Below are 24,841 nucleotides of genomic sequence, written 5' to 3'. Positions count from 1 at the left end.
GATCTCCTTCGATGGTGGCGTTGTGCCGTGAGCCCATACTGCGCGGGCGTTCTCCTGTTTCCGTGCCACAATCGCGACGAACTCGTTCGAAGGGATCGAACATGTTGTCTGCCGACGAACTGGCCCTGCTGGAAGCCATCCGCGAGAGCGGCAGCCTGTCGCGTGCTGCGGCACGCTTGGGCAAGGCGCCGTCCACGGTGTCGCACGCCGCCCGCCAGCTGGAGGCGCGCTTCGATGCCCTGCTGTTCGACCGCCGCCGCTACCGCCTGCAGCTCACCCCGGCCGGCCATCTGCTGGCCCAGGAAGCGGCGCGCCTGATGCTCGATGTGTCCCGGCTCACCCGCCGGGTCAAACAGGTGGCCGGTGGCTGGGAAGACCGGCTGTGGATCGTTACCGACGAAATCCTGGAATTCGAAACGCTGCTGCCGGTCATCCATGCCTTCGACGCGCTCGCCTCCGGCGTCACCCTGCGGATTACCCACGAAGTCCTTACCGGCACCTGGGACGCGCTGCGCGACGGGCGTGCCGACCTGGTGGTGGGCGCCACCAACGAACCGCCGGTCATTCCAGGCCTGCGCTGGTTCGAGCTGGGCGTGATGGAGTGGGTCTTTGCCGTGGCGCCCCATCATCCGCTGGCGAGGGCGCCGGAGCCGGTCGATGCGTCAGCATTGCTGCAGCACCGCGCGGTGGTGGTGGCCGATACCTCCCGCAGGCTGGAGGTGCGCGGCTATGGCGTGCTCGGTGGGCAGCCGTCGCTGGCGGTGCCGAGCATGCGTGCCAAGATCCGCGCGCAGTGCGACGGCCTGGGCGTGGGCTGGCTGCCGCGCGAGCGCGTGGCCGGACTGCTCGCCCGCGGCGCGCTGGTGGAAAAACGCATGGCCGACCCGCGCGAGCCCAACCTGCTGTACGTGGCCTGGCGCGGCGATCACCAGGGCAGGGCGCTGGAGTGGTGGCTGGCACGGCTCAAACACGAACGCCTCGCCTCGCGCCTGGTGAAGGGCATCGCGCTGGCATGATCACGCACTGCGCTCCGCGTCCACGGCGACGTCGCTGGGCAGGTGCCGCTCGATCCATTGCTGGAAGTCGCGCACCACGCCTTCGCGCCCTGCATCGTTGAGCAGGTCATGGGCGTGGTCCTTGTACAGCAGCAGCGTCTTGTCGGCGGAACCGGCGTTGTCGTCGAACACCTGGCTGCCGGCGGGGACGGTGACCTTGTCGGCGGTGCCATGCGCGATCAGTACCGGCAGGCGCAGGCTCGGAAAACCGCGCCTGAGCCGGTCGATGCCGACCAGCATCTGCGCCACGGTGAGCGCCGTCTGCTTCTCGTTGGCGATGAGGGGATCGGCATTGAGCGCCGCTACCACCTCGGGCAGCCGCGAGAATTCCTTGTTGGGCAGCTTGAGCACCCGCAGCTTCGGGAACGGGCCACTGAGCCAGCGCACCAGTGCCAGTACCGGCGCCGGTGCCGGCACCTGGAAGGCGTAGCTTTCGCAGATCAGGCCGGCCAGTTCGTCCTGGTGCGCGAGCGTGTACGCCGAGGCGATCACCCCGCCGGCACTGTGCCCGAGCAGGAATACCGGCAGCCCGGGTTCGCGCGAGCGCGCGACATCCAGCAGCGACTGCACGTCGGCCAGGTAATCGTCGAAGTGCTCGACATGGAAACGTTCGCCAGTGGATTTGCCGCGGCCGCGCAGGTCCACGGCATACACGGCCAGGCCCATCGCGGTGAACTGCGCGGCGGCCCACTGGTAGTGCCCGCTATGGGAGTTGAAGCCGGGCACGATGGCCAGCACCGCGCGCACCTTCCCGGTCGGGCGCCAGCTGCGGATGAACAGCTCGCGCTCGCCGCCGCTGATGAATTCTTCGCTGCGGGAGGGGCCGCGGACGTCGGACGGCACGGCATGCAGGGCTGCGGGGGGAACAGTATTCATGGCAGGTCCTCGGTGACGAAGCAGCGCGCCTGCATGGCCGGCGCGCAAGGGGTGCGCGGGGGAAGGCGCTCAGGTGCTGAGGAACGCGAGCAGGTCCTGGTTGAGCTGCTCCTTGGCGGTATCGCCCAGGCTGTGGCCACCGCCGGGATAGATCTTCAGCTGCGCGCCCTTGATCAGCGTGACCGAACGCAGGGCTGCGGCCTTGATCGGTACGATCTGGTCGTCGTCGCCGTGGATGATCAGGGTGGGAACATCGAACTTCGCGAGGTCGGCGGTGAAGTCGGTCTCGGAGAACGCCTTGATGCAGTCGTACGCATTCTTGTGGCCCGACTGCATGCCCTGCGTCCACCACGAGCGGATCAATCCTTCGGACACCTTCGCGCCCGGGCGGTTGAAACCGAAGAACGGACCTGTCGCCACATCCAGGAAGAACTGCGCGCGGTCGGCGAGGTAGGCGCTGCGGAAACCATCGAACACCTCGATGGGCAGACCGTCGGGATTGTCGGCGGTCTTGAGCATGATCGGCGGCACCGCGCCCATCAGCACCGCCTTGGCCACCCGGCTGGTGCCATGCCGGCCGATGTAGCGCGCCACTTCGCCGCCGCCGGTGGAATGGCCCACCATGGTGACGTCGGTTACGCCAAGGTGCGCGAACAGCTGCGCCAGGTCATCGGCATAGGTGTCCATGTCATTGCCGTTCCACGGCTGGCTGGAGCGCCCGTGCCCGCGCCGGTCGTGCGCGATGCAGCGGTAGCCCTTGCCGGCCAGGAAGAACATCTGCGCTTCCCAGGCATCGGCATTGAGCGGCCATCCATGGCTGAAGGACACCACGGGGCCGCTGCTCCAGTCCTTGTAGTAGAGGGAGGTACCGTCGGAGGTGGTGAAGTAGCTCATGGCAGCCTCGGCAGAAGGGACGTGCGCAGCCTCCCACGCACGCGCAGGATGGGGCATCGGTCGTTCGGGCGCGCAGGTGCTCCCCCATCCGGGGGCTGCGGCGCCGTCGCCCCCACATGGGGGATTTACGGATAACCCGGCCGGCGGCGGCCACCGGCCCGCGTCGGCGCTACCCTTGCCAGCAGCACGACGTCGCGCCGTGCATCGGGAGAACGCCATGCTCGACCGCCTGGCTGTGCTGGATGAGATCCTGGAGCGCCACGCCGAGGTGCTGGGCCAGGACTTCCATTCCTACCGCAACCACACCTACCGCGTGGCCAATTTCCACTGGTGCATGCTGCCGGGCACGGTGCACGATCTGTACGCCCTGTCGGTGGCCGTTGCGTTTCATGATCTCGGGATCTGGACTGCTGGCACGTTTGACTACCTGGCGCCTTCCGAAGCGCTGGCCCGGCAGTACCTGCTCGAGCAGGAGCGGCCGGAACTGGTGCCGGTGGTGGTGGCGATGATCAGCGAGCACCACCGGATCTCGCGCGTCCCACCGGACCAGGACCGCCGCATCGAGGCGTTCCGCCGCGCCGACTGGATCGATGTTTCGCTGGGGCTGCTCCGCTTCGACCTGCATCCGGATGACTTCACCCGCGCCGTAGAGCGATTCCCGCGCCTGGGCTTCCACCTGCGCCTGGTCCAGTTCTCGCTGCGGCATGGGCTGCGCCATCCGCTGCGGCCGCTGCCGATGATGAAGCGCTAGTCGTCCAGCCGCACCAGTCCACGACGCAGGGCGATATGGATGGCTTCGGTACGGGTGCGTGCCCCGATCTTCTCGAAGATGCGCGCCAGGTGTGACTTCACCGTTTCCGATGAGATGCCCAGGTCATTGGCGATGCGCTTGTTCTCCCACCCCTGCGCCAGCGCGGCCAGGATGGACTGCTCGCGCGCGGTCAGCGGTTCCTCGCCGATGTGCTGGGCGATCTCTTCGGAGATCTCCGCCGACAGGCAGCGCTTGCCCTGTGCCACGCGGTGCAGCGCCTCCACCAGTTCGCGGCGCAGCGAGCTCTTCAGCAGGTAGCCGCAGGCCCCCGCTGCCAGTGCGTCGCGCGCATTGGCATCGCCCCGGTAGGTGGTCAGGATGACCACGCGGGCCTGCGGAAACTCCGCGCGCAGGCGGCGGGTCAGTTCGATCCCATCCACACCGGGCATCTGCAGGTCGACCAGCGCGATGTCCGGCCGCAGGCGCCGGTACTGTTCGATGCCGTCCAGTGCGTCGGCGGCCTCGCCGACCAGTTCCAGGCCCGGTTCCACCTCCAGCATGGATGCGATGCCCTGGCGGATCAGGGGATGGTCATCGATGGTCAGGATGCGGAGGGTCATGGCAAGGTCCTGGTGAGGAGTGCACCGTGCATCGTGGCGCTGCCCAACGCAAGCGCTTTCCTCAGCGCCGGAAGCCCCGCCAGCGTGGCAGGCGCACCGCTACCCGGGTGCCGCCGGTGGCCAGTGCCTGCACCGACAACGTGCCGCCGCACAGCGCCGCGCGTTCGCGCATGCCAGGCAGGCCCCAATGTCCTTCGCTGCCGCCGTGGACCACCACCTCGTCCTGGATGCCACAGCCATCGTCCTCGATCTCGACGAGGATGTGCAGCAGCGCGTAGGTGATGCGGACGGTGATGCGCGATGCATGGGCGTGGCGGGTGGCATTGGCCAATGCCTCGCGCACGATCCGGTACACCTCGCCCAATTCGGGTTGGCGCCAGCGACGCGGCCGGCCGCGTACCTCGAGCGCGAACGCGATCCCGGCGGGCAGTTCCAGCTGGGCCGGCAATGCGCGCACTGCCGTCTCCAGATCGTCGACGCCGGCCTCGTCGCGGCGCAGCGCCCGGATGCGGTCGCGCCCTTCGGCCAGGCCGGACTCGGCCTCTTCCAGCGCATGCACCAGCCCGGACTCTGCGCCGGCGGCATCGCCCAACGCCAGCCGGCGGCGCGAGGACTCGATGCGCAGCATCAGTGCCTGTACCGACTGCAGCAGGGTGTCATGCAGGTCGCGGGCAATCCGCTCGCGTTCACCCACCCGCGCCCGGTACAGGCGCTGCACCCGCAGCCGCGCGATCGCCACCCGCCAACGCACGAACAGCCACACCAGCGCGCCGGCCAACGCCAGCATCGCCAGCGCGAACCAACCGGTCTGCCAGAACGCGGGCAACACGGTGACGTTGAACGATGCCTCCTGCGGTGACCAGGTGCCGGCGTCATCGCTGGCGATCACCCGGAAGCGGTAGCTGCCGGGTTCCAGCCGGCTGTACAGCGCCTGCCGGCGCGTTCCTGCGTCATGCCAGGCGTCGTCCACCCCATCCAGCCGGTAGCGGAAACGCACGCGTTCGGGAATGCGCAGTGCCGGCGCGGTGTAGTCCACGCGCAGGTCGCGGCTGCCGGCGGGCAGGCGCAGGTGCGGGCACAGTGGCAGCGCCTTGTCGTCCACCTGCACGCCCAGCAGCGTCGGCGCGGGCGGCGCTGCGGCCGTATTGCGCGGAATATGGTCGGGGTCGATCCAGTGCACGCCACGATCGGTCGCGAACCAGATCCGGCCCTGCGCATCGCTCTGCACCGACGACACGCCACCGGTCTTTTCGGTGCTGCCGCGCAGGCCATCGAGCACGCCGAAGCGCTCGAAGGCCACCGCATGGGCCGGGTCGGCGCGCCAGCGCGCCAGCTCGGCGGCCGGCACCCGGGTGAGGCCGCCACGCCCGCCCAGCCACAGCTCGCCGTTGGGCCGCAGCAGGATCCCGGTGGTGTGCTCAAAGCGTTCACCGCCGCGGCCCAGCAGCCGCTGAAAGCGCTCGTTCGCGCGCATCGACACGCCGCGCGCCGCACCGGCCCACAGTTCGTCGCCATGGGCGCGCAGCACGCCGATGCGGCCGATGTCCGGGCCATCCTGCTTGATGTCGCGGCGCCGCCCGTTCTCGAACACCCCAATGGTCTGCCCGGCATCGGTCCAGATCCGCCCCTGCGCGTCTTCGGCCAACGCACGCGGGGTCACGCCTGCCTGCATGCCGTACTTCGCGTTCTGCATTTCCCACTGGCCGTTGTACAGGCGCAGCAGGCCGCCGTTGAGGCGGCTCACCCACAGCCCACCGGCGCGGTCGCTGCTGATCATGCCGATCATTCCGTCGCCTTCCAGTTCCGGCGGCAGCGCTACCTTTTCCAGTCCGGTGGCGCCCAGCCGCGACAGCGTGCCGCGCGCACCGCCCACCCACAGCGTGCCGTTGCCATCGCGATACAGCGCGGTCACCCCTTCCATGTCCGGTCCGCCCAGCTCGTCGATGCGGGAGCCGCTGGCCTGGCTGGGATCGGGGCTGACCCACATCGGGCCCCGATCCGCATTGCCGACCAGCAGGCGGCCATCGGTGGCCACCGCCATGGCAAAGGACTGGTCGCGCCGGGGCAGCGCGATCGGCGCCATCGCGTTGTCGCGGAAGCGGTCCAGCCCGTTAGCGGTAGCGGTCCAGATGTTGCCTTCCCGGTCTTCGAAGATCGTCCAGACCACTTCCGAGGTGAGCCCTTGGGCCGGCCCGAAGGACTCCGGTGACGGCAGCACCACCCCGCGGCCCGGCGCCCGCAGCGTGGACGCGTCGCGCACCCGTGCAATGCCGCCGGAGGCGCTCAGCCACATGCCGCCATCACTGTCGAAGCGCAGGCCGGCACCCTTGAACGCCGGCTCCAGCCAGCTCACCGTGGCACGGGCATGGCGCGGATCGGCATCGGCGCGCGCCAGCGGGCGCACGCCCCAGTAGTCGGCCGCCCACAGCGTGCCGTCGGCGGCCTCATCGAAGTAGGGGATCTGCACCGGCTTGGGATAGGGCTGGAAGCGCGTCGCGCCCGGTGCCAGGTGCACGATGCCGAAGGCCTGGTTCTCCGAATACGCCACCCAGATGCCGCCCTGGCGGTCGGCGTACAGGCGCTCTGGCCGCCAGCCGGGGTCGATGCCCATGTCCTGTGCGGATGTCCAGGTATCGGTGGCAGGATCAAGCCAGACCACGGCCACCGGGGTGATCGCCCATAACCGCTTGCGTGCGTCACGCGCAAAGCCCATCACCGACCCGAGCGGCACGTCATCGCGCTGGTAGTCGTACTGGCCCGGTGCAGGACCGCCGACCCGGCTCATGCCGCCATTGAAGTAGCCGACCCACAGCGAGCCGTCGGGCTCGGCCTTCAGGCTCAGCACATCGTCGTCGATCAGCGGCTTCCCACCGGCAGTGGTAATGCGCTCGAAGCGCACGCCATCGAAGCGGTAGAGGCCTTGTCGCGAGCCGAGCCAGAGCAGGCCGTCAGGCGTCTGCGCAATGGAGAAGATCTGCGCCGGCGCGCCGTCGTCGGCTGTCCAGCGGTCATGCCGAAGCTGCGAAAGCGCGCGGTCGGGCGACAACGCATGGGCCGAAGGCAGCCCGAGTACCGCAAGCACCAGACAGGACAACAGCCGCCAGCACCTAGCGCCAGCGTGCCGGTTCGTGACGTGCACAGGAGCAGGACGAACCGGAAGCCAGGACATATGCGGCAGGCCAATGGGAGTGTGGCGGGTCGCGGCCACCCAGACAGGGCAGCACGCGATGCTGGCGGAGTATGCCACGCGCCTGACAGCGCGGAAGAAGCACGCGACCGAATCAACGATGCAGCGTGCCCTTGATGCGCGCGTCATCGCCGTTGACGCTTACTTTGCGGATGCCTTCCGGCAGCGCTGATACCACGAACCGGGCGCGATACTCGCAGTAACACGCCGCCACGTACCCACCGCTACTGCTCAGCGTGTAGCGCAGTTCAAGCGTGTCGCCGTCGAGTTCCGCCTCCGGTTTGTCCGCCGTGTCGTAGCCACACGTATCGGCGTTCCGGACCAGGAAGGAGATGGGCTCGGCAATCTCGCTGCGGGCAACTTCCGGTGCGTAGGTCTCCTCGTTCCAATCGCCTTCGCATCCTAGGTACTCGAACTCAGTGAGCAGCCCGGTCCCCGTCTGCGAACGCGACCCACACCCGGTCACCGTCGCTGCCATGGCAATGGCGGCCAACGCAGCAAGACGCAGTCTCAGATTCCCTTCCATGTCCCCATCATCCGTTTCACGCCCGACCTTGGGCCGCGTCCAGCGTGCGTTGTCCACTGGAGGGACGTCAATACTGGCTCCGCGGCGCCTCAACGAAGCACAGCCACGCAGTGCGTGGCTCTACTTGCACGATCCAGCCTAACACTGTTAGATTCGCCCCCTAACAACGTTAGGTAGAAGCCCCCAGTGCGTCAACCCATTGCCCGGGACAACATCGTCGAGGCTGCCTTCAAGATCCTCGACGAGGCCGGCATGGAGGGCGTGACCCTGCGCAAGGTGGCCTGCACATTGGGCATCCGCGCGCCGTCGCTGTACTGGCACTTCAAGAGCAAGCAGGCGCTGGTCGATGCCATGGCCGACGCCATGATCGTGGACGTCGCCCGCCACATCCCCGAGGGCCAGCCCTGGCGGCAGACCCTGCTGCAGATCGCCCGCGAGTTCCGCATCGCGTTCAAGGCCCGCCGCGATGGTGCCCGGGTGTATGCCGGCACCTTCCTGGCCACCGAGAACGTGCTGCGGGTGGGCGAGGCCAGCATCGCCGCGCTGGTCGGCGCTGGCGCCTCGGTGCGGTTCGCCGCGACTGCCTCGATGGACCTGGTGTACTACGCGATGGGCTTTGTCATCGAAGAACAGTCCTGGCCCGGCGACGGCAGCATGGAAGCGCTGGGCGAGGCCTTCATGGCCCTGGCCGAAGCGCGTTTCCCGCACTGCTGGGACGCCCGCGAGGTCTGGAGCGAGGTCGATTTCGACACGCGCTTCGAACAAGGCCTCGGCCTCATGCTCGACGGCATAGAACTGCGCCTGGCCCTAACCCCCTGATTCGTTTTCCCTTTCCCCTGTTCCCGCGGTTTCGACACGGAAGCTCCTCCATGCGTGCACCTCTTCTCCGCAGTTCACTGCTCCTGCTCACCCTCGCCCTGGTCACCGCATGCGGCGGCAAGGACGAAAAAGCCGAAGCGGAGGCAGCGGCCGCCAGCTCCGCGCTGCCGGTTTCGCTGGCCACCGTGCAGCAGCAGACCATGGCGCGCACGGTGCTGGTCTCCGGCCCGGTCTCCGCGTACGAGGAAATGCAGTTGGGCGTCGAAATCAGCGGCCAGCGCGTGACCGCGCTGCCGGTGGACGTCGGCCAGTGGGTCAAGCAGGGCCAGGTGCTGCTGCAGCTGGACCACCGCACGCTGGACAGCGAACTGGCCCAGGCCGACGCCTCGCTGAAGCAGGCGCAGGCGGCGCAGGACCTGGCGCGGATGAATTACGAGCGCAGCGCCAAGCTGGCCGCGCAGCAGCTGATCAGCGAAAGCAGCCTCGACGAACTGCGCGCCAACCGCATCAATGCAGAAGCACAGACCGCCACCGCCCGTGCGGCACGTGACGCGGCCAAGCTGCGCCGCGACTTCGCCGACCTGCGCGCGCCCGCCGATGGTCTGATCTCCAAGCGTCTTGTGCAGCCCGGCCAGGTCGTGTCGGGCGGCACCGAGCTGCTCCGCCTGATCCGCGACGGCCGCCTGGAATGGCGCGCCGAACTGCCCGAAGACCAGCTCACCGGCGTGGCCGTGGGCAACACGGTGGAGCTGCCGTATGCCGGCGCCGTGGTCACCGGGCGCATCCGTGCGGTGACCCCCGGCGTGGACGCGCAGACCCGCACCGGAACGCTGTATGCCGACCTGCCCGAGCCGGGCACGCTCAAGCCGGGGGTGTACGTCGAAGGCCGCATCGTCACCGGCGAGGGCCCGGTGCTGACCCTCCCGACCGCCGCGATCGTGCAGCGCGATGGCCACAGCTATGTGTTCACGGTGAACGACAAGCAGCAGGCCGCGCGCCTGCGCGTGCGCACCGGCCAGGCGGTGCAGGGCCGTACCGCCATCCTCGAAGGCGTCAAGGCCGGCGACCGCGTGGTGGTGGACGGTGCCGGCTTCCTGGGTGAAGGCGATCGCGTGCGCGTGGTGGCCGATGCCAAGGCGGCCGCGAAATGAATGTCTCCGCCTGGGCAATCAAGCGCCCGTTACCCGCGCTGCTGATCTTCTTCGTGCTGTGCGTGGCCGGCCTGTGGGGCTTCTACCAGCTTCCGGTCGCCCGCTTCCCCGACATCGCCTTCCCGATGACCACGGTCACCGTGACCCAGCCGGGCGCCTCGCCCAGCCAGCTGGAGGCGGAGGTCACCCGCAAGGTCGAGGACTCGGTGGCCACGGTCAACAACGTCAAGCGCGTGATCTCCTCGGTCAGCGAAGGCGTCAGCACCACCACCATCGAATTCCAGCTCGAGGCCGACCTCGCCACCGCGCTCGACGATACCCGCGATGCGGTCACCCGCATCCGCACCGACCTGCCGCAGGACATCCAGGAACCGGTGATCTCCAAGGTCGATATCGGCGGTTCGCTGATGACCTACGCGCTGGTCGCCCCGCACATGACCCCGGACGAGGCCAGCTGGTTCGTGGACCGCGACATTTCGCGCGCGATGTACGGCGTGCCGGGCGTGGCCCGGGTCACCCGCGTGGGCGGCGTGCAGCGCCAGGTGCGCGTGGACCTGGACCCCAACGCCCTGATCGCGATGGGCATCACCGCCGGTGACGTGTCCCAGCAACTGGCGCGCATCCAGGTCGAGCGCGCCGGGGGCAAGGCGGAGATCGAAGGCGCACAGCAGACCATCCGCACCCTGGGTACGGTCGGTGACGCGCAGTCGCTGCGCGACTACTCCATCGCGCTGCCGGATGGCCGCGCGGTCCGGCTGTCCACCCTGGCCACGGTGACCGACGCTGCGGCCGACCCCACTGAAGCGGCGTTGCTGGACGGCGAGAAGGTCGTGGCGTTCTCGATGTCGCGCACCCGCGGGTCCAGCGAAGTGAAGGTGGAAGCCGGCGTGCATGACGCGCTGGACAAGATAAAGGCCGAGCACCCGGGCATCGACTTCCGCCTGGTCACCACCGCCATCGACGAAACCCACCGCTCCTACGATTCGTCGATGACCATGCTGTGGGAGGGCGCGCTGCTGGCGCTGCTGGTGGTGTGGCTGTTCCTGCGCGACTGGCGCGCTACGTGGGTGTCGGCGCTGGCGCTGCCGCTGTCGATCATTCCCACCTTCGCGGTGATGTACTTCTTCGGCTTCACGCTCAACATCATCACCCTGCTGGCGCTGTCGGTGGTGGTCGGCATCCTGGTGGATGACGCGATCGTGGAAATCGAAAACATCGTGCGCCACCTGCGCATGGGCAAGCCACCGCTGGAAGCGGCGCGCGAAGCCGCCGGCGAAATCGGCAATGCGGTGATCGCGACCTCGCTGACCCTGGCCGCCGTATTCGTGCCGGTGGCATTCATGCCCGGCATCGCCGGCAAGTTCTTCCGCGAATTCGGCTGGACCGCCGCAACCGCCGTGCTGTTCTCACTGCTCGTGGCGCGCCTGCTCACCCCGATGATGGCCGCCTACCTGCTCAAGCCGCACGGCGAAGAGAAGCCCGAATCGAAATTGATGGGCTGGTACCTGGGCTGGGTGGACAAGGCACTGCGCCACCGCGGCTGGACCCTGTGGCTGGCGTTCGCCATGTTCGTGGGCTCGCTGGCGCTGGTCCCGTTGATCCCGGCCACCTTCATTCCGCAGTCCGACCTGGGCCGCAGCAACCTCAATCTGGAGCTGCCACCGGGCACCCGCCTGCAGGAAACCGTAGCCGTGGCCGAACGTGCGCGTGCGCTGCTCAAGGACATGCCAGAGCTGAAGCAGGTCTACACCGCCGTGGGCGCCGTGCTCGACCTGGGCGACCCCAGCGCCACCGGCGTGGGCGAACCGCGCAAGGCCACGCTGATCCTGGATTGGGGCGTGGCCGATGACCGCGACCGCGACCAGCGCGCGCTGGAACGCGATGCGCGCGCACGCCTGGCCAACCTGCCCGGCGTCCGCGTGAGCTATGTCAGCTCCGAGCCCGGCAACCTGCTGCAGCTGGTGTTGTCCGGTGACGACCCGCAGCGCCTGCAGGACGCCAGCACCGCCCTGGAACGCGACCTGCGCGGCATCCAGGGGCTGGGCAGCGTGACCTCCACCGCGTCGCTGCTGCGCCCGGAGCTGCAGATCGTGCCCAACGCCGCACGCGCTGCCGACCTCGGCGTGGCCACGCAGGACATCGCCGAAGCGGCGCGCATTGCCACCGCCGGCGACTACGAACAGCGCCTGGCCAAGCTCAACCTGCCCGACCGTCAGGTGCCGATCCGGGTCGGCTTCGCCGAGGCCACGCTGGCCAACCCGGCGCTGATCGGGCAGTTGCGCGTGCCCGGCCGCGATGGCCCGGTGCCGCTGGCGGCGGTGGCCGAGATCCGCCAGGGCAGTGGCCCATCGCAGATCTCGCGCTACCAGCGCCAGCGCAACGTGACCCTCACCGCCGAACTCAACGGCCGCCCGCTGGGCGATGTGATGACCGAAGTGCAGGCATTGCCCAGCGTCAAGCAGCTGCCGCCGGGCGTGACCTTCCTCAACACCGGCGATGCCGAAGTGTTCGTGGAGCTGTTCATCGGCTTCATGCTGGCGATGGCCGCCGGCCTGATCTGCATCTACATGGTGCTGTTGCTGCTGTTCAACCACGCGCTGATGCCGGTGACCATCCTGGCGGCGGTGCCGCTGTGTGCCGGCGGTGCGTTCGGTGCGCTGCTGATCACCCAGAACATGCTCTCGCTGCCGGCACTGATCGGGTTGCTGATGTTGATCGGTATCGCCACCAAGAACTCCATCCTGCTGGTGGATTACGCGGTGATGGCCGAAGACGAACAGGGCATGAGCCAGCATGACGCGCTCATCGATGCGTGCCGCAAGCGTGCGCAGCCGATCATCATGACCACCCTGGCGATGGGCGCCGGCATGATGCCGATCGCGCTGGGCTTCGCCGGTGATTCCAGCTTCCGCGCACCGATGGCGATTGCCGTGATCGGCGGCCTGATCACTTCCACGCTGCTCAGCCTGATCGTGATTCCGGCGGCATTCACCGTGATGGATGACCTCGGCGAATGGATGTCGCGCAGGTTCCGCCACCGCTCCACGCACGGCGCGCATTGAGGGAATGACACGTGCGCGCGACGGAACGCCCGTCGCGCGCATGTCATGGGCACGTAACCCCAGCTGCCAATACTGCCGGCCGACCCCACTGCCGCGCCCATGACCGATGCTCCACCGACCCGACGCTGGGCACCGGGGCGATGCGCTTTCTGCTCGACTGAGGCATTACGCGCCGGCGGTGGCGGCGCGTTCGATCAGCTTCCAGCCGTTGCCGGACGGATCGCGGAAGCCTGCATCCACCGTGCCGTAACGCTCCACTGGTTCCTGGTTGAATTCCACTCCGGCGGCTGACCACTGTTTGTAGACCGCCTTGCAGTCATCCACGGTCAGCACCAGCGGCGGCATTGCGCCCTTGGCCACCAGCGCGTTGAGCGCCTGTGCGGTGGCCGCGTCGTGCACCGGCGGGCCGGGCCGGAACAGGCCCAGCTGGAAACCGGGCTGGTCGGGGTGCTGCACGGTGAGCCAACGGTAATCGCCATTGCCGGCATCGGTGTGCACCACAAAGCCCAGCTTGCCGACGTAAAACGCGAGTGCTTCTTCCTGGTCGCGCACGTACAGGCCGACCGTTTCAATACCCTGGTTCATGGGACCTCCGTTGTTGGTGGGTCCTTTTTACCGGTCCCGCCGCCCAGCCGCTTCTCCGAAACTGAGGTCTTGAGATCGGGCCGGCCGGCCGCGCGCGCGATGCATTCCGGCGCCTGCGCGGCGGTGCCGGTGGCCAGGTTTGTACGCAGCTCGCCCGGGCTCTGCCCGGTGATGTCGCGGAAGATCCGCCCGAACGTGCCCAGGCTGTTCCAGCCGGTCTGCAGTGCGATCTCGGTGATCGGCAGCTCGGTGTCGCGGCACAGTGCCACCGCGCGTTCAATGCGCCGCGTCAGCAGGTAGCGGTGCGGCGGCAGCCCGAACGCCTGGCGGAACTGCCGCGCGAAGTAAGCTTCCGACACCGCGCTGACCTGCGCCAGCCGCGCCACCGGCCACGCCTCGTGCGGGGCGCGGTCCATGTGGTCCTTGGCCCGCAGCAGCCGGCGCAGCAGTTCGGGGGTCTGGTTCATCCACGCAAGCCTAGCGCGGTTTCAGTGCCGCCCCGGCATGGCCTGCGGCCGACCACGCGCGCAGACCCATCACGGCCAGGCCGACGAACACCAGGTACAGCCCGGCGGTGATGTCCAGCGATTTGGCCAGGTACATGCCCACGTAGACCACGTCCACCACGATCCACAGCCACCAGGTGGCCACGTGCCGGCGTGCCTGCCACCACTGCGCCACCAGGCTGAGCGCGGCCAGCATCGCATCCAGCCAAGGCAGCGCGGCATCGGTCCAGGTGTGCATGGCCGCGCCCAACGCGATGCCGAAGGCGATCCCCACGCCGAGGTCGCGCAGCAATTGCCGGCGCGGCAGCGGCACGATCACGATCGCGCCATCCTGCTCGGCATGCCGGTGCCAGCTCAGCCAGCCGTACAGCAGGAAACCGCCGAAAGCGACCTGCAGCAGGGTGTCCGAATACAGCCGTGCTTCGATGAACACCACCGCATACAGGCCCACCGCCAGCAGTCCCACCGGCCACGCCAGCACGCGGCGCTTTGCCATCAGCCATACTCCCAGCAGGCTGGCGGCGACGGCGCTCCATTCGAGCAGGAGCGCGCTCACAGGCCGAAGGTGACCGACAGGCGCGCCTGGCGCGGCGCACCGGCGAACAGGTAGTAATCGCCATAGCTGCTGCCGGTGTCACGCCAGTAGAAGCGGTCGAATACGTTGTCCACCGACAGCGTCCAGGTCACCGGATGCTCGCGCAGCGCGTGCTGGAAGCGCACACCGGCATCGAACACCGAATACGAGGGTGCCTTGACGCTGCCATCCACCGTGGCCGCATTCGACGAGGCATAGCGCCAGCCGCCGCTTACGGCCAGCCCGGGGGCGAACGGCAGGGCATAGTCCACGTGCACGGCCGCACGCACCTTGGGCACGTTGACCAGCTGCTGGCCGTCGTAGAACGCGGTGCCGGCATCGCGCGCGCGCGCCTGCAGCACGCTGGCGCTGGCGTTCAGCGCCAGCCGTTCGGTGACCTGGCCATTGGCGGTCAGCTCCAGCCCGGTGTGGGCCTGGGTGCCTTCCTGCACGAAGGTGAAGCCGGCATCGCTGGCGTCCGGCTTGGCGTACTGGAACGGCTGCGTGGTGCGGAATACCGCTGCGCCCAACATCAGGCCGTCGGTGGCGGCGTACTTGACCCCCAGCTCGCGCTGGCGCGACTGCATGGCCGGCAGGAAGGTGCTGCCGTTGGAGGTCCAGAACGGCGCTTCCTGGCCCAGCGACAGGCCTTCCACGTAGCTGGCGTACACGTTCAGCTGTTCGGTGGCCTGCCACACCAGTGCGGTCTGTGGCAGGAACTGCGACAGCCGGCTGTGCCGTTCCGGGGTGCCGCGCTTGTCGTAGGCGCGCTCATCCAGGCGCACGTAGCGGCCGCCGGCCAGCCACTGCCAGTCATCGCCGACGTGCATGCGGTCCAGCGCGAACACCGCGCGCTGCCAGCTGTCCAGGCGCCGCGCGGACGGGCCCGGCTGCAGCGGCGAGGGATCGAACACGGGTACCTGCGCATCGCCGATGTTGGCCGTGCCCACGTACTCGTTGACGTTCTGGCGCTTGTCCACGGTGCGGTGGAACGCGCTCAGCCCCACCGACAGTTCGTGTTCCACCGCGCCGGTGCTGAAGCGGCCGCGCAGTTCGCCGCGTGCCTCGTCATTGCGGCGCACATCGTCGGGGCTGCGGTAATCGTAGATGTCGTAGTCGCCGTTGGGCGCGAAGTAGTTGCCCGGTACGCTGCCATCGGCGCAGCCAGCAGCGTAGTAGCAGCCGTACGCAAAGGCGACGTTGTCCTGGATCACCGAGCGGCTGTGGCCCACCGACACGCGCGACTGCCAGGCCGGGCTGAAATCGTAGGTATGCAGCGCGGTGAGGTTGGTGCTGTCGATGCCCACCGGCTGCTGCCACGGCTGGTGGCCCAGCATGCGGCTGCGGTCCACGCCGCGCGGCAGTTCGCTGCCGCCCAGCAGCTGGTAACCGGACGCCGAACGCTGCGCGCTGGTCTGGTAGTTGGCATCCACTTCCAGCTTGCCGTGTTCGCCGATCAGCCAGTCGGCGGCCAGCGAATAGAAGTTGCGGCGGCCGTCGGCATGCTCGATGTAGGACGAGGTGTCATCCCAGGCCGCGTTGAAGCGCAGCCCGAAGCGCGGGGTAAGCCAGCCGCCCAGGTCCACCGCCGCGTAGCGCGAGCCCTCCGAATCGGTGGCCAGGGTGACGGTGCGCACATCGGCGGGGCGCTTGCCGACGTAGTTGATGATCCCGCCCGGGGCCATCACGCCCGCGGCCAGCCCGGCCTCACCCTTGAGGATTTCCACCAGCTGCACGTTTTCCAGCGCCAGCCGCTGTTCGCCGGCGATGGACAGCCCGTTGAAGCGGTAGCCGGTGGCCGGGTCCAGCGCGAAACCGCGGATGGCGATGTTCTGGTAATAGCCCACCGGTGCGTAGCTGTCGCCCAGCGACGCGTCGTGCCGGGCCAGCTCGGACAGGGTGCGTACCTGCAGGCGGTCCAGCAAGGCGCTGTCGAGCACGTTGACCGAGGCCGGGGTGTTCTTCCAGTCCGCGCTGCCAAAGCTGCTCGACGGTGCCAGCGGCGCGGCGGGCTTGCGCGCCTGTACGCGGATGCCGGCCAGGTCGGTGGGCGAGCGCTCGCCAGCGGCGCTGTCGGCGTCACTGGCGTACAGCGGCAGGGCGGCGCAGAGGGCGGCGGTCAACAGCGTGAGGCGGTAGCAGCGGTTCATTCGATTCGTCATCAGCCAGAGGAGACGAAGCGACGGCGCGCAGGCGCACCGGCCCGCAATGGGGGATGCGCTCGCTGCTCAAGCTCCCTACGCCGGTGCAAACCGGATCAGGTTCCAAGGGACTCTCTCAGCCTGGCAACGCCAGGCACCCCCGCTTCAGCGGCTAGTTTCACACCAATCGGCCGCCGTTGCGACCCCGGTGGTTCAGGCAGCGGCGTGCAGGGCATCCAGCAGGGCCCGGCCCGGGCGGCTGGCGAACCAGTCGGCATGGCCCAGCAGGAACGTGTGGTACGCCACGTCGGCGTTGGCCGGCGAGCCGGTAACCCCTTGGAAGTACTCCACTTCCGAAAGGGCGAAGTCCAGGTGCACCACCGGCAGCAGGTCGGCCAGCAGGTGCACCTGGGTGGCCCCCAGCGGCCGTACCTGGCGGTATCCGGTCAGCAGCGCCAGCGCGATATCGGCATGCGCCACCGGGCCATCGCCGCCTGCATCCAGCCACGCGATGGCATTGCGCTCGATCGCGGTGGCCAGGTCGAACAGGGCACTGGTCGGCGAGGCCAGGCCGAAATCGAACACGGTGGCGATCGACGCCGTGGCGCCGTGGCCGTGCCAGAGCAGGTTGGAGACGTGCCAGTCGTTGTGCCCCCACAGCACCGGCTCGGCGGCCAGGCGCTCGCCCAGGGCCGCGTGCCAGGGCAGCACCGCGCGCTGCAGGTCGTGTTCCCAGTGCTGGCGCGACAGGTAGCCGGCCAGCCCCGGTCGGGCGGGCAGCTCACGCTTCAGCAGTGAAAGCGGATCATGGGCGCGGATCAGGTCATCGCGCGCCACCAGCACGTGCGTGCTGCGCTGGGGCGCGGGGTAGCTGGCCGATGCAAGGTGCAGGCGGGCCAGCATCGCACCGGCAGTGCGCGCCTGCGCAGCATCGCCGAGCGGTGTCCAGGAGGGGCTGTCGCGGTACAGATCATGGCCGTCACCCTGCGCGTGCAGTTCGTAGGTCCAGTCGCCATGGGCGATCGCGGTGGCGCCGTCGTAGGCCTGCAGCACCTGCACGACCGGGAGTCCGGCAGCGGCCAGGTGCGCGATGAAACGGTGCTCTTCGGCCAGCACGTCGGCCGTGCGCACGCTGCGATGGTGGCGTTTGATGAAGCAGCGCCGTGATCCGCACTCCACCAGCGCGGCCGCTGAAAACGGTCGCGGGCTGTGCCACACCATGTGGCAGTCGCCCTCAAGCGCCGGATACTGCCCGCGCAGCCAGGCAAGTTCGGCGTCGTCGATTGCCGGCCAATCTGCGGCGACGTCATCGTTGTCCAGGCCCTGCACGCGGTGATCGGTGTTCGTCATTGAAACGGTGGTGTCAGCAAACAGGGCATGGATCGATGACGCACCTTCAGAAGCGGTGGATCTTGATGTAATCGAACAGATCGGCGTCATTGTCCAGGCCAAGCTTGAGCATGGCATCGCCTTTCTGCCGGCTGATGGTGCTCACGCTCTTGTGCAGTTTCGCGGCGATTTCCTTCACGATCAGGCCGCTGCCCAGCAGGCGCAGGACTTCCACCTCACGTGGCGACAGCGCGCGTGCGCGATCGTCGCCCATGCCCTCCGTGCCGATCTTGTCGATGCGTTTTTTCAGGGTCCGGCTGACATACGGCTGGCCGCGGTGCACGGTCTGGATCGCCACCGGCAGTTCTTCCATCGACGAGGTCTTGTCGACCAGCCCGAGCACGCCGGTTCCAACCACCATGCGCAGGATCGCCAGGTTGTTGGAGACGCTCAGCATCAGCACCGGCAGGTCCGGATAGTGTCGGCGGACCTGGCCGATCATGGCAAAACCGTCAGGCTGGCCGCCGCCGGGCATGGAGTAATCGGTGACCAGCACGTCGCACTCCTTGACCTTGAGCACGGCCAAAAGCTCATCCACGCTGCTGGCTTCGGCCACCACGTGGCCCACGCCACTGGATTCGATCACGGATTTGGTGCCGATGCGGACCACCGGGTGGTCGTCGGCGATGATTATGCGCAAGCTCATGGAATAGTATGGCCGTTAAGGCAGCGGCCCCTCGGGGCACGTCGCGGTGGGCGGATCACTCCTGGGAGAACTGACAGCATGCGTACCTCGGTTGTCCGCTGGCTGGTCGTGCTGGGCCTGGTGATCGCGCTGGGCGCCATCGCGGCTCCGGCGCCTGCACCGTCGCTGTCACCGCGCCAGGCTGAATGGATCGACCGGAACCCTACCATCTTACTGGGGCTGTACGACAGCGGCTGGCCACCATTCGAATTCATGCACAACGGCCGCCCCGACGGACTCGGCTACGACTACCTGATGTTGTTGACCCGGCAGCTCGGCGTGCGGGTGAAGGTGCGGGTGTATCGCGATTGGGCAGACGTGCTGGATGCGGCATGCCGGGGCGAGGTCGACGTGGTGATGAACATCACCCTCACCCCGGACCGCACCCGCTGCATGGTCTACACCGGCTCCTACGCCGACGCGCCGTTGGCCCTGGTGGGCCGGGTGGGCGATACCCGGACCTCAAGCGACCCGGACCTGGCCGGGCTGCGCGTGGTCACCGAGCAGGAATTCCTTACCAGCAACCAGGTGCGTTCACGCTTCCCCGCCGCCCGCCAGGTGACCGCGCCCAATACCCGGGCCGCGCTGGCGATGGTGGCCCAGGGCAAGGCCGATGTGTACATCGGCAATGCGCACGTCGCCAGCACCCTGATCCGCGAGCAGGACATTGACGGTATCGCCCTGCTGCGGCCCAGCGACCTGCCGCCCGAGCGCCTCCACTTCGGCGTGCCCAATGCCCGCCAGCCGCTGGCCGAAGCGCTCGACAGCGCGCTGTCCACCGTGACCGCCGCGCAGCGCGAGGCGCTGTACAAGCGCTGGCTGCCGCCACTGCAGTGGTCGGCGCAGTCGCGGCTGATCCTGGGCGAGGCCGAACGCCGCATCCTGGCCACCCCGTTGCGCATGGGCTATGCGCCGAACGGGGCGCCGCTGTCGTTCATCGATGCGGCCGGCGAACCCAGCGGGGTGGCCGGCGATTACCTGCGCCAGCTGCGCATGGTCGGGGCACAGTTGAACCGCGTGCCCGCGCACGACTGGTTCGAGGTGCGCGAGCAGATGCGCCGCGGCGATGTCGATGTGGTGATGGGCATGCCGAACGATGCGCATTACCTGGGCGATGACTGGGTCTTCAGCCAGCCCTTCATCAGCGTGCCCAACGTGATCGTCACCCCGAACAACAGCCGTTCGGTGCTGGGGCTGGGCGACCTGGACGGGCGCAGCATCCTGCTCTCCGACCCCGAGCGCCTGCGCGGCTACATCCTCCAGTACGCACCCAAGGCGCGCATCGTGCCGGCGCGCGGCGTTGAGCAGGCACTGTCGCGACTGGCCAATGGCGACGCCGATGCCTACGTGGGTAACCTGGCGATGGTGGACCGCGTGGTTCGCGAGGTGTATCCGGCCAAGCTGCACGTGGCCGCGCCGGCGGGTTTCAGCGACCAGCTGTCGCTGGCCGTCAAACGCCAGTATGCGCCGCTGGCCACCACCTTCGACCGGGTGCTGGCCAACCTCACCCCACGCGAGCACGCCGCCATCCGGGGCGACTGGTTGCTGGCCGAATACCGCACCGGGCTGGACTGGCGCTCGGTCGCGCGCTGGGCGGTGCCGCTGTCGCTGGTGCTGCTCACCGGCATCATCGTGCATGGCTGGGGCTACTGGCGGCTGCGCCGCGAGGTCGGCATGCGGCGGCGGCTGGAACAGCGGCTGGTGGAAGTGACCGACAACCTGCCGGCGATCGTCTACCAGGCGCGCCGTGACAGCGATGGCCGGGTGACGTTCCCGTACATCACCGGCGACCTGCAGTCGATGTTCGGGGTCAGCACCGCCGAAGTGGTCGCTGATGAAACCCGCTTGGTCGACCAGATCGACCCGCGCGACCGCGAGGCGGTCAACCGCGCGCTGCACGACGCCGCGCGCGATTTCTCCGCGCTGGACATGGAGTTCCGCACCAGCCCGCACGGCGCCGTGCGCTGGGTGCGCACCCGCGCATTGCCGTATGCCGCCGAACACGGTGTAGTGCTGTGGAGCGGTTACTGGGTGGACGTGACCGAAGCGCGCGCACAGGCCGATGCCCTAGCCGCCGCCAAGTCCGACGCCGAACGGGCCACCGCGGCCAAATCCAACTTCCTGGCCACCATGAGCCACGAAATCCGCACGCCGATGAGTGGCGTGCTGGGCATGGTCGAAGCGCTGTCGCACACCGACCTGGATGGCGAGCAGCGGCGCATCATCGCGGTCATCGAGGATTCGGCGCAGATGCTGCGGCAGATCCTGGATGACATCCTCGACTACTCGCGCATCGAAGCCGGCGCGTTGCCGCTGGAGCCGCAGCCGGTCATGCTGCGCAGCCTGCTCGACAACGTGCAGCAGCTGCTGTCGCCACAGGCTTCCAGCAAGAACCTTTCGCTCAGCCTGGAGGTCGATCCCGCCGTCGCCCACCAGCACCTGGTCGATGGCATGCGGCTGCGCCAGATCGTGTTCAACCTGCTCAGCAACGCCATCAAATTCACCAACGAAGGCGCGGTGACCATCGCATTGAGCGTGGAGCGCGATGATGAGATGGCGCAGGCCTTGCGGCTGACGGTGGCCGACACCGGTATCGGCATCTCACCCGAGCAGCGCGAACGGCTGTTCAAACCGTTTGCCCAGGCCGATGTGGCCATCACCCGCCACTACGGGGGCACCGGGTTGGGCCTGAGCATCTGCCAGCGCTTGGTGGGGTTGATGCGCGGGCGACTGGAGATGCACAGCGTGCCGGGCGAGGGCACGCGCGTGGAGGTGCTGTTGAGCCTGCCGCTGGTGCCCGGTGAGGAAACCGTGCGTGACGAGCAGCGCCCCGGCGGCGATGTCGACCCGCTGCCGCCGGGCCAGGCGCGGCGCCGGGTGCTGGTGGTGGAAGACCATCCCACCAACCAGGCCCTGATGCGCTGGCGGCTGCAGCAGCTGGGGCTGCAGCATGAGCTGGCGGTGGATGGCGAAGCCGCGCTGGCGTTGCTGGCATCCTCGCATTTCGACCTGGTCATCACCGATTGCCGCATGCCGGTGATGGACGGCTACACGCTGACCCGGCGCATCCGCGAGCGCGAACGTGGCAGGGGCCAGCGCATGCCGGTGCTGGCGCTCACCGCCAGCGCGCTGGCCGAAGACGTGCAGCGCTGCCGCGAAGCCGGCATGGATGACCTGCTGGCCAAGCCGGTGGCGCTGGCCACGCTGCGCCAGGCGCTGCGCCGCTGGCTGCCCTCGGACGATGCGGACGACGCTGTGCGTGACGCCACGCCGCCGGTGGAAGCCGTGCCTGCGGCGGCGCCCACGCGCGCGGCGATCGTGCGCCGCTTCGGTTCCGAACACGTGGCCACGGTGCTGATCGACAGCATGCGCCAGGCCACCGCCGACGACCTGCAGCGCGGCTGGGAAGCGCGCGACATGGGCGACAGCAACACCGCGGTGGAGGTGCTGCATCGTATTGTCGGAGGGCTGGGCACGCTGGGCGCCGAAGCACTGGCCACCCAGGCGCGCGCGCTGATGCAGCGGATTCCAGAACAGGGCCTGGCGGCCAGCGCCGACGACATCCGCGCGTTCGAGGACGCCTTGCAGGTGTACCTGGCCAGCTTGGACGAGTCGTAGGGACACCCCATGGGTGTCCGCGCGGAGCCTGATCGAAGCGCAGACACACATGGGGTGTCCCTACGGCTGTTCCTTCAGGTATTCGATGACCAGCCGCCTGCGCTCCGGATCCGCCGTCGCATTGACCATCCTCGAGCCCGGCACCACGGTGGCCGGTGAGCGCAGGAAGGCATCCAGGGTCTGCTCGGTCCAGACCAGGTCGGCGCGCTGCATCGCAGGCGAGTAGGGATAGCCGGCCACGCTGCCCGCGCGGCGCCCCAGCACGCCGTGCAGGTTGGGACCGAAGCGGTGCACGCCGCCGGCAGTGACCGTGTGGCAGCCACCGCAGATCGCGAACGCACGCTGGCGTTCCTGCTGCCGCGCCTGCTCGGGCGTCTGCGGCGTACGTGCGCACGCGCCCAGCAGCAGGCAGCACAGCAGCACCAGCAACCGGCGCGGCAGCCGCATCACATCGCCGGGTAGTTCGGCCCGCCGCCACCCTGCGGAGTGACCCACACGATGTTCTGGGTGGGGTCCTTGATGTCGCAGGTCTTGCAGTGCACGCAGTTCTGCGCGTTGATCTGCAGCTGCTCGTGGCCTTCGCTGCCGACGAATTCGTACACCCCGGCCGGGCAGTAGCGCGCTTCCGGCCCGGCGTACTCGGCCAGGTTGACCCGTACCGGCACGCTCGCGTCCTTGAGGGTCAGGTGCGAAGGCTGGTCTTCTTCGTGGTTGGTGCTGCTCAGGAACACCGAGCTGAGCCGGTCGAAGGTGAGCACGTTGTCCGGCTTGGGGTACACGATCCTGGTGTGCTGCGATGCCGGTTCCAGGCACTCGTGGTCGGCCTTGCTGTGGCGCAGCGTCCACGGCGGGTTGCGGATGCCCAGCTTGGGCAGCAGCCACTGCTCGATACCGGTCATCAGCGTGGCCACGCTGCGGCCCTTCTTGAACCACTGCTTGAAGTTCTTGGACTGCTTCAGCTCATCATGCAGCCAGCTGCTCTCGAACGCGGCCGGGTAGGCGCTGAGCTCATCGCGCTGGCGATCGGCCGCCAGCGCGTCGAAGGCGGCATCGGCGGCCAGCATGCCGGTCTTGATCGCCGCGTGGCTGCCCTTGATCCGGCTGGCGTTGAGGTAGCCGGCTTCGCACCCGACCAGCGCACCCCCGGGGAACACGGTCTTGGGCAGCGACAACAGGCCACCGGCGGTGATCGCACGCGCGCCATAGGCGATGCGCTTGCCACCTTCCAGGTGCTTGCGGATCGACGGGTGGGTCTTGAAGCGCTGGAATTCCTCGAACGGGCTCATCCACGGGTTGCGGTAATCCAGCCCGACCACGAAGCCCACCGCGACCTTGCCGCCGTCGGCGTGGTACAGGAACGAGCCACCGTAGGTATCGCTGTCCAGCGGCCAGCCGGCGGTGTGCACCACCAGGCCCGGCTCATGCTTGGCCGGGTCGATCTGCCACAGCTCCTTGATGCCGATCCCGTACGCCTGCGGGTCCTTGCCGGCGTCGAGCTGGAAGCGTGCGATCAGCTGGCGGCCCAGGTGGCCGCGCGAGCCTTCGGCGAAGATCGTGTACTTGGCATGCAGTTCCATGCCGCGTTCGAAGTTGGGCCCGTGCGAGCCATCCTTGCGGATGCCCATGTCGCCGGTGGCCACGCCCATCACCGCGCCGTTCTCGTCGTACAGCACTTCGGCGGCGGCAAAGCCGGGGAAGATCGCCACTTCCAGCGCTTCGGCCTGCTGGGCCAGCCAGCGGGTGACCTCGCCCAGGCTGATGATGTAGTTGCCTTCGTTGTGGAAGCATTCCGGCAGCAGCGCATGCGGCGTGCTGCGCGCGCCCTCCGGGCTGAGGAACAGGAATTCGTCGCGGGTGACCTTCTGCTTCAGCGGCGCGCCGCGTTCGGCCCAGTCCGGGAACAGTTCGGTCAGCGCGCGGGTATCCATGATCGCGCCGGACAGGATGTGCGCGCCGGGTTCGGAGCCCTTTTCCAGCACGCACACCGACAGCTCGCGGCCGGCCTCGATGGCGCGCTGGCGCAGGCGGATCGCGGTGGCCAGGCCGGCAGGGCCGGCGCCGACGATCACCACGTCGAATTCCATGGCTTCACGCGGGGGCAGGGCAGTGGTCTCTTCGCTCATGGGGGTGCGTAACTCGTGGGTAGTGCCGTCCCGGCCGGAGCCGGCGGCGGTTGCCTGGGAATCGCGCGCGACGTGTCACTGCGCAACGGCTGGATCAGTGCATCAGGGTACCGGTAGACGCCGTTTCCGCCTAGTTCGCCGACGTTGGCGACCGTATGCTGCGTTGCACCAAACGGCGTAGAGCCACGCCCTGCGTGGCTTGGCGGCAGCGTGCTGCGCCCGGCCTTGGCCGCCCTGATGGCCAGGCATCACAATGGAGGTCCTGCTGCTGCCCCCGAT

Annotated in this window: 19 protein-coding genes and 1 riboswitch; of the genes, 6 read left to right on the top strand and 13 right to left on the bottom strand. The window is 68.5% G+C overall.

The window, feature by feature from the left end; translation table 11 throughout:
- Positions 1-101 precede the first annotated feature (101 nt).
- Positions 102-1,016, top strand: coding sequence for a LysR family transcriptional regulator (locus QE395_RS17770; RefSeq protein WP_306990141.1), 915 nt, complete (start codon positions 102-104; stop codon positions 1,014-1,016).
- On the opposite strand, the gene QE395_RS17765 is transcribed toward QE395_RS17770, so the two are convergent.
- Both QE395_RS17765 and QE395_RS17760 read right to left on the bottom strand, forming a co-directional pair.
- Positions 1,017-1,931 carry an alpha/beta hydrolase gene (locus tag QE395_RS17765; RefSeq protein WP_306990139.1) on the bottom strand — a complete coding sequence of 305 codons (915 nt, stop codon included), beginning with the start codon at positions 1,929-1,931 and terminating at the stop codon, positions 1,017-1,019.
- A gap of 69 nt (positions 1,932-2,000) precedes the next feature.
- Positions 2,001-2,825 carry an alpha/beta hydrolase gene (locus QE395_RS17760; protein ID WP_306990137.1) on the bottom strand — a complete coding sequence of 275 codons (825 nt, stop codon included), beginning with the start codon at positions 2,823-2,825 and terminating at the stop codon, positions 2,001-2,003.
- A 217-nt stretch (positions 2,826-3,042) separates the two neighbouring features.
- Between QE395_RS17760 and QE395_RS17755 the strand changes: the two genes are divergently transcribed.
- On the top strand, positions 3,043-3,576 hold the full coding sequence (locus QE395_RS17755) for a hypothetical protein (protein ID WP_306990134.1): 534 nt from the start codon (positions 3,043-3,045) through the stop codon (positions 3,574-3,576).
- Here the strand turns inward: QE395_RS17755 and QE395_RS17750 are convergent.
- From QE395_RS17750 to QE395_RS17740, 3 genes are all read right to left on the bottom strand, one after another.
- Positions 3,573-4,196, bottom strand: a complete 624-nt coding sequence (locus tag QE395_RS17750) for a response regulator transcription factor (protein ID WP_093535221.1) — start codon at positions 4,194-4,196, stop codon at positions 3,573-3,575. The two genes, QE395_RS17755 and QE395_RS17750, sit on opposite strands and share 4 nt — an antisense overlap.
- 61 nt (positions 4,197-4,257) lie before the next feature.
- A complete protein-coding gene (locus tag QE395_RS17745) occupies positions 4,258-7,290 on the bottom strand; it encodes a sensor histidine kinase (protein ID WP_306990131.1) in 3,033 nt (1,010 codons plus the stop codon).
- Between the two features lie 187 nt (positions 7,291-7,477).
- The gene (locus QE395_RS17740; RefSeq protein ID WP_306990129.1) at positions 7,478-7,909 is read right to left on the bottom strand and encodes a hypothetical protein; all 432 of its coding nucleotides are present in this window, start codon (positions 7,907-7,909) and stop codon (positions 7,478-7,480) included.
- A 186-nt stretch (positions 7,910-8,095) separates the two neighbouring features.
- On the opposite strand from QE395_RS17740, the gene QE395_RS17735 reads away from it, so the two are divergent.
- Genes QE395_RS17735 through QE395_RS17725 form a run of 3 tightly spaced genes read left to right on the top strand, consistent with a single transcriptional unit; the run spans position 8,096 to position 12,941 of the window.
- A complete protein-coding gene (locus tag QE395_RS17735) occupies positions 8,096-8,728 on the top strand; it encodes a TetR/AcrR family transcriptional regulator C-terminal domain-containing protein (RefSeq protein WP_095362489.1) in 633 nt (210 codons plus the stop codon).
- A 50-nt stretch (positions 8,729-8,778) separates the two neighbouring features.
- Positions 8,779-9,879, top strand: a complete 1,101-nt coding sequence (locus QE395_RS17730) for an efflux RND transporter periplasmic adaptor subunit (protein ID WP_184126242.1) — start codon at positions 8,779-8,781, stop codon at positions 9,877-9,879.
- Positions 9,876-12,941 carry an efflux RND transporter permease subunit gene (locus tag QE395_RS17725; protein WP_217537674.1) on the top strand — a complete coding sequence of 1,022 codons (3,066 nt, stop codon included), beginning with the start codon at positions 9,876-9,878 and terminating at the stop codon, positions 12,939-12,941. Before QE395_RS17730 ends, QE395_RS17725 begins: the two co-directional genes overlap by 4 nt.
- Before the next feature lie 165 nt (positions 12,942-13,106).
- Here the strand turns inward: QE395_RS17725 and QE395_RS17720 are convergent, their stop codons facing one another.
- The 6 genes from QE395_RS17720 to QE395_RS17695 all read right to left on the bottom strand — a co-directional run bounded on the left by QE395_RS17720 (position 13,107) and on the right by QE395_RS17695 (position 18,782).
- A complete protein-coding gene (locus tag QE395_RS17720) occupies positions 13,107-13,526 on the bottom strand; it encodes a VOC family protein (RefSeq protein WP_184126239.1) in 420 nt (139 codons plus the stop codon).
- Positions 13,523-13,993 carry an AraC family transcriptional regulator gene (locus QE395_RS17715; RefSeq protein ID WP_210132999.1) on the bottom strand — a complete coding sequence of 157 codons (471 nt, stop codon included), beginning with the start codon at positions 13,991-13,993 and terminating at the stop codon, positions 13,523-13,525. Before QE395_RS17715 ends, QE395_RS17720 begins: the two co-directional genes overlap by 4 nt.
- A gap of 10 nt (positions 13,994-14,003) precedes the next feature.
- On the bottom strand, positions 14,004-14,576 hold the full coding sequence (pnuC, locus tag QE395_RS17710) for a nicotinamide riboside transporter PnuC (RefSeq protein WP_095362641.1): 573 nt from the start codon (positions 14,574-14,576) through the stop codon (positions 14,004-14,006).
- Between the two features lie 8 nt (positions 14,577-14,584).
- Positions 14,585-16,756, bottom strand: coding sequence for a TonB-dependent siderophore receptor (locus QE395_RS17705; protein ID WP_306990124.1), 2,172 nt, complete (start codon positions 16,754-16,756; stop codon positions 14,585-14,587).
- 67 nt (positions 16,757-16,823) lie between these two features.
- Positions 16,824-16,919, bottom strand: a riboswitch (TPP riboswitch).
- Positions 16,920-16,960: 41 nt separating this feature from the next.
- Positions 16,961-18,097 carry a phosphotransferase gene (locus QE395_RS17700; protein ID WP_306990122.1) on the bottom strand — a complete coding sequence of 379 codons (1,137 nt, stop codon included), beginning with the start codon at positions 18,095-18,097 and terminating at the stop codon, positions 16,961-16,963.
- A gap of 46 nt (positions 18,098-18,143) precedes the next feature.
- Positions 18,144-18,782: a response regulator gene (locus tag QE395_RS17695; protein ID WP_068848316.1), complete on the bottom strand. Its 639-nt coding sequence runs from the start codon at positions 18,780-18,782 to the stop codon at positions 18,144-18,146.
- Between the two features lie 78 nt (positions 18,783-18,860).
- On the opposite strand from QE395_RS17695, the gene QE395_RS17690 reads away from it, so the two are divergent.
- On the top strand, positions 18,861-22,439 hold the full coding sequence (locus tag QE395_RS17690; RefSeq protein WP_306990120.1) for a transporter substrate-binding domain-containing protein: 3,579 nt from the start codon (positions 18,861-18,863) through the stop codon (positions 22,437-22,439).
- Between the two features lie 60 nt (positions 22,440-22,499).
- Here the strand turns inward: QE395_RS17690 and QE395_RS17685 are convergent, their stop codons facing one another.
- Both QE395_RS17685 and QE395_RS17680 read right to left on the bottom strand, forming a co-directional pair.
- Positions 22,500-22,886: a c-type cytochrome gene (locus QE395_RS17685; protein ID WP_068848320.1), complete on the bottom strand. Its 387-nt coding sequence runs from the start codon at positions 22,884-22,886 to the stop codon at positions 22,500-22,502.
- Positions 22,886-24,562, bottom strand: a complete 1,677-nt coding sequence (locus QE395_RS17680; protein ID WP_068848322.1) for an electron transfer flavoprotein-ubiquinone oxidoreductase — start codon at positions 24,560-24,562, stop codon at positions 22,886-22,888. The genes QE395_RS17685 and QE395_RS17680 overlap by 1 nt, the downstream gene beginning before the upstream one ends.
- Positions 24,563-24,841 lie beyond the last annotated feature (279 nt).

Origin of the sequence: Stenotrophomonas sp. SORGH_AS_0282 (genome assembly GCF_030818125.1) — a bacterium.
Lineage (GTDB): Bacteria > Pseudomonadota > Gammaproteobacteria > Xanthomonadales > Xanthomonadaceae > Stenotrophomonas > Stenotrophomonas rhizophila_A.
This window is presented reverse-complemented; position numbering and strand designations above follow the sequence as displayed.

Excerpts from the sequence above, each read along its gene's own strand:
- QE395_RS17770 (WP_306990141.1), top strand. The coding sequence starts at position 102 with ATGTTGTCTGCCGACGAACTGGCCCTGCTGGAAGCCATCCGCGAGAGC.
- QE395_RS17765 (WP_306990139.1), bottom strand. The coding sequence starts at position 1,931 with ATGAATACTGTTCCCCCCGCAGCCCTGCATGCCGTGCCGTCCGACGTC.
- QE395_RS17760 (WP_306990137.1), bottom strand. The coding sequence starts at position 2,825 with ATGAGCTACTTCACCACCTCCGACGGTACCTCCCTCTACTACAAGGAC.
- QE395_RS17755 (WP_306990134.1), top strand. The coding sequence starts at position 3,043 with ATGCTCGACCGCCTGGCTGTGCTGGATGAGATCCTGGAGCGCCACGCC.
- QE395_RS17750 (WP_093535221.1), bottom strand. The coding sequence starts at position 4,196 with ATGACCCTCCGCATCCTGACCATCGATGACCATCCCCTGATCCGCCAG.
- QE395_RS17740 (WP_306990129.1), bottom strand. The coding sequence starts at position 7,909 with ATGGAAGGGAATCTGAGACTGCGTCTTGCTGCGTTGGCCGCCATTGCC.
- QE395_RS17730 (WP_184126242.1), top strand. The coding sequence starts at position 8,779 with ATGCGTGCACCTCTTCTCCGCAGTTCACTGCTCCTGCTCACCCTCGCC.
- QE395_RS17725 (WP_217537674.1), top strand. The coding sequence starts at position 9,876 with ATGAATGTCTCCGCCTGGGCAATCAAGCGCCCGTTACCCGCGCTGCTG.
- QE395_RS17720 (WP_184126239.1), bottom strand. The coding sequence starts at position 13,526 with ATGAACCAGGGTATTGAAACGGTCGGCCTGTACGTGCGCGACCAGGAA.
- QE395_RS17715 (WP_210132999.1), bottom strand. The coding sequence starts at position 13,993 with ATGAACCAGACCCCCGAACTGCTGCGCCGGCTGCTGCGGGCCAAGGAC.
- QE395_RS17705 (WP_306990124.1), bottom strand. The coding sequence starts at position 16,756 with ATGAACCGCTGCTACCGCCTCACGCTGTTGACCGCCGCCCTCTGCGCC.
- QE395_RS17700 (WP_306990122.1), bottom strand. The coding sequence starts at position 18,097 with ATGACGAACACCGATCACCGCGTGCAGGGCCTGGACAACGATGACGTC.
- QE395_RS17695 (WP_068848316.1), bottom strand. The coding sequence starts at position 18,782 with ATGAGCTTGCGCATAATCATCGCCGACGACCACCCGGTGGTCCGCATC.
- QE395_RS17690 (WP_306990120.1), top strand. The coding sequence starts at position 18,861 with ATGCGTACCTCGGTTGTCCGCTGGCTGGTCGTGCTGGGCCTGGTGATC.
- QE395_RS17685 (WP_068848320.1), bottom strand. The coding sequence starts at position 22,886 with ATGCGGCTGCCGCGCCGGTTGCTGGTGCTGCTGTGCTGCCTGCTGCTG.
- QE395_RS17680 (WP_068848322.1), bottom strand. The coding sequence starts at position 24,562 with ATGAGCGAAGAGACCACTGCCCTGCCCCCGCGTGAAGCCATGGAATTC.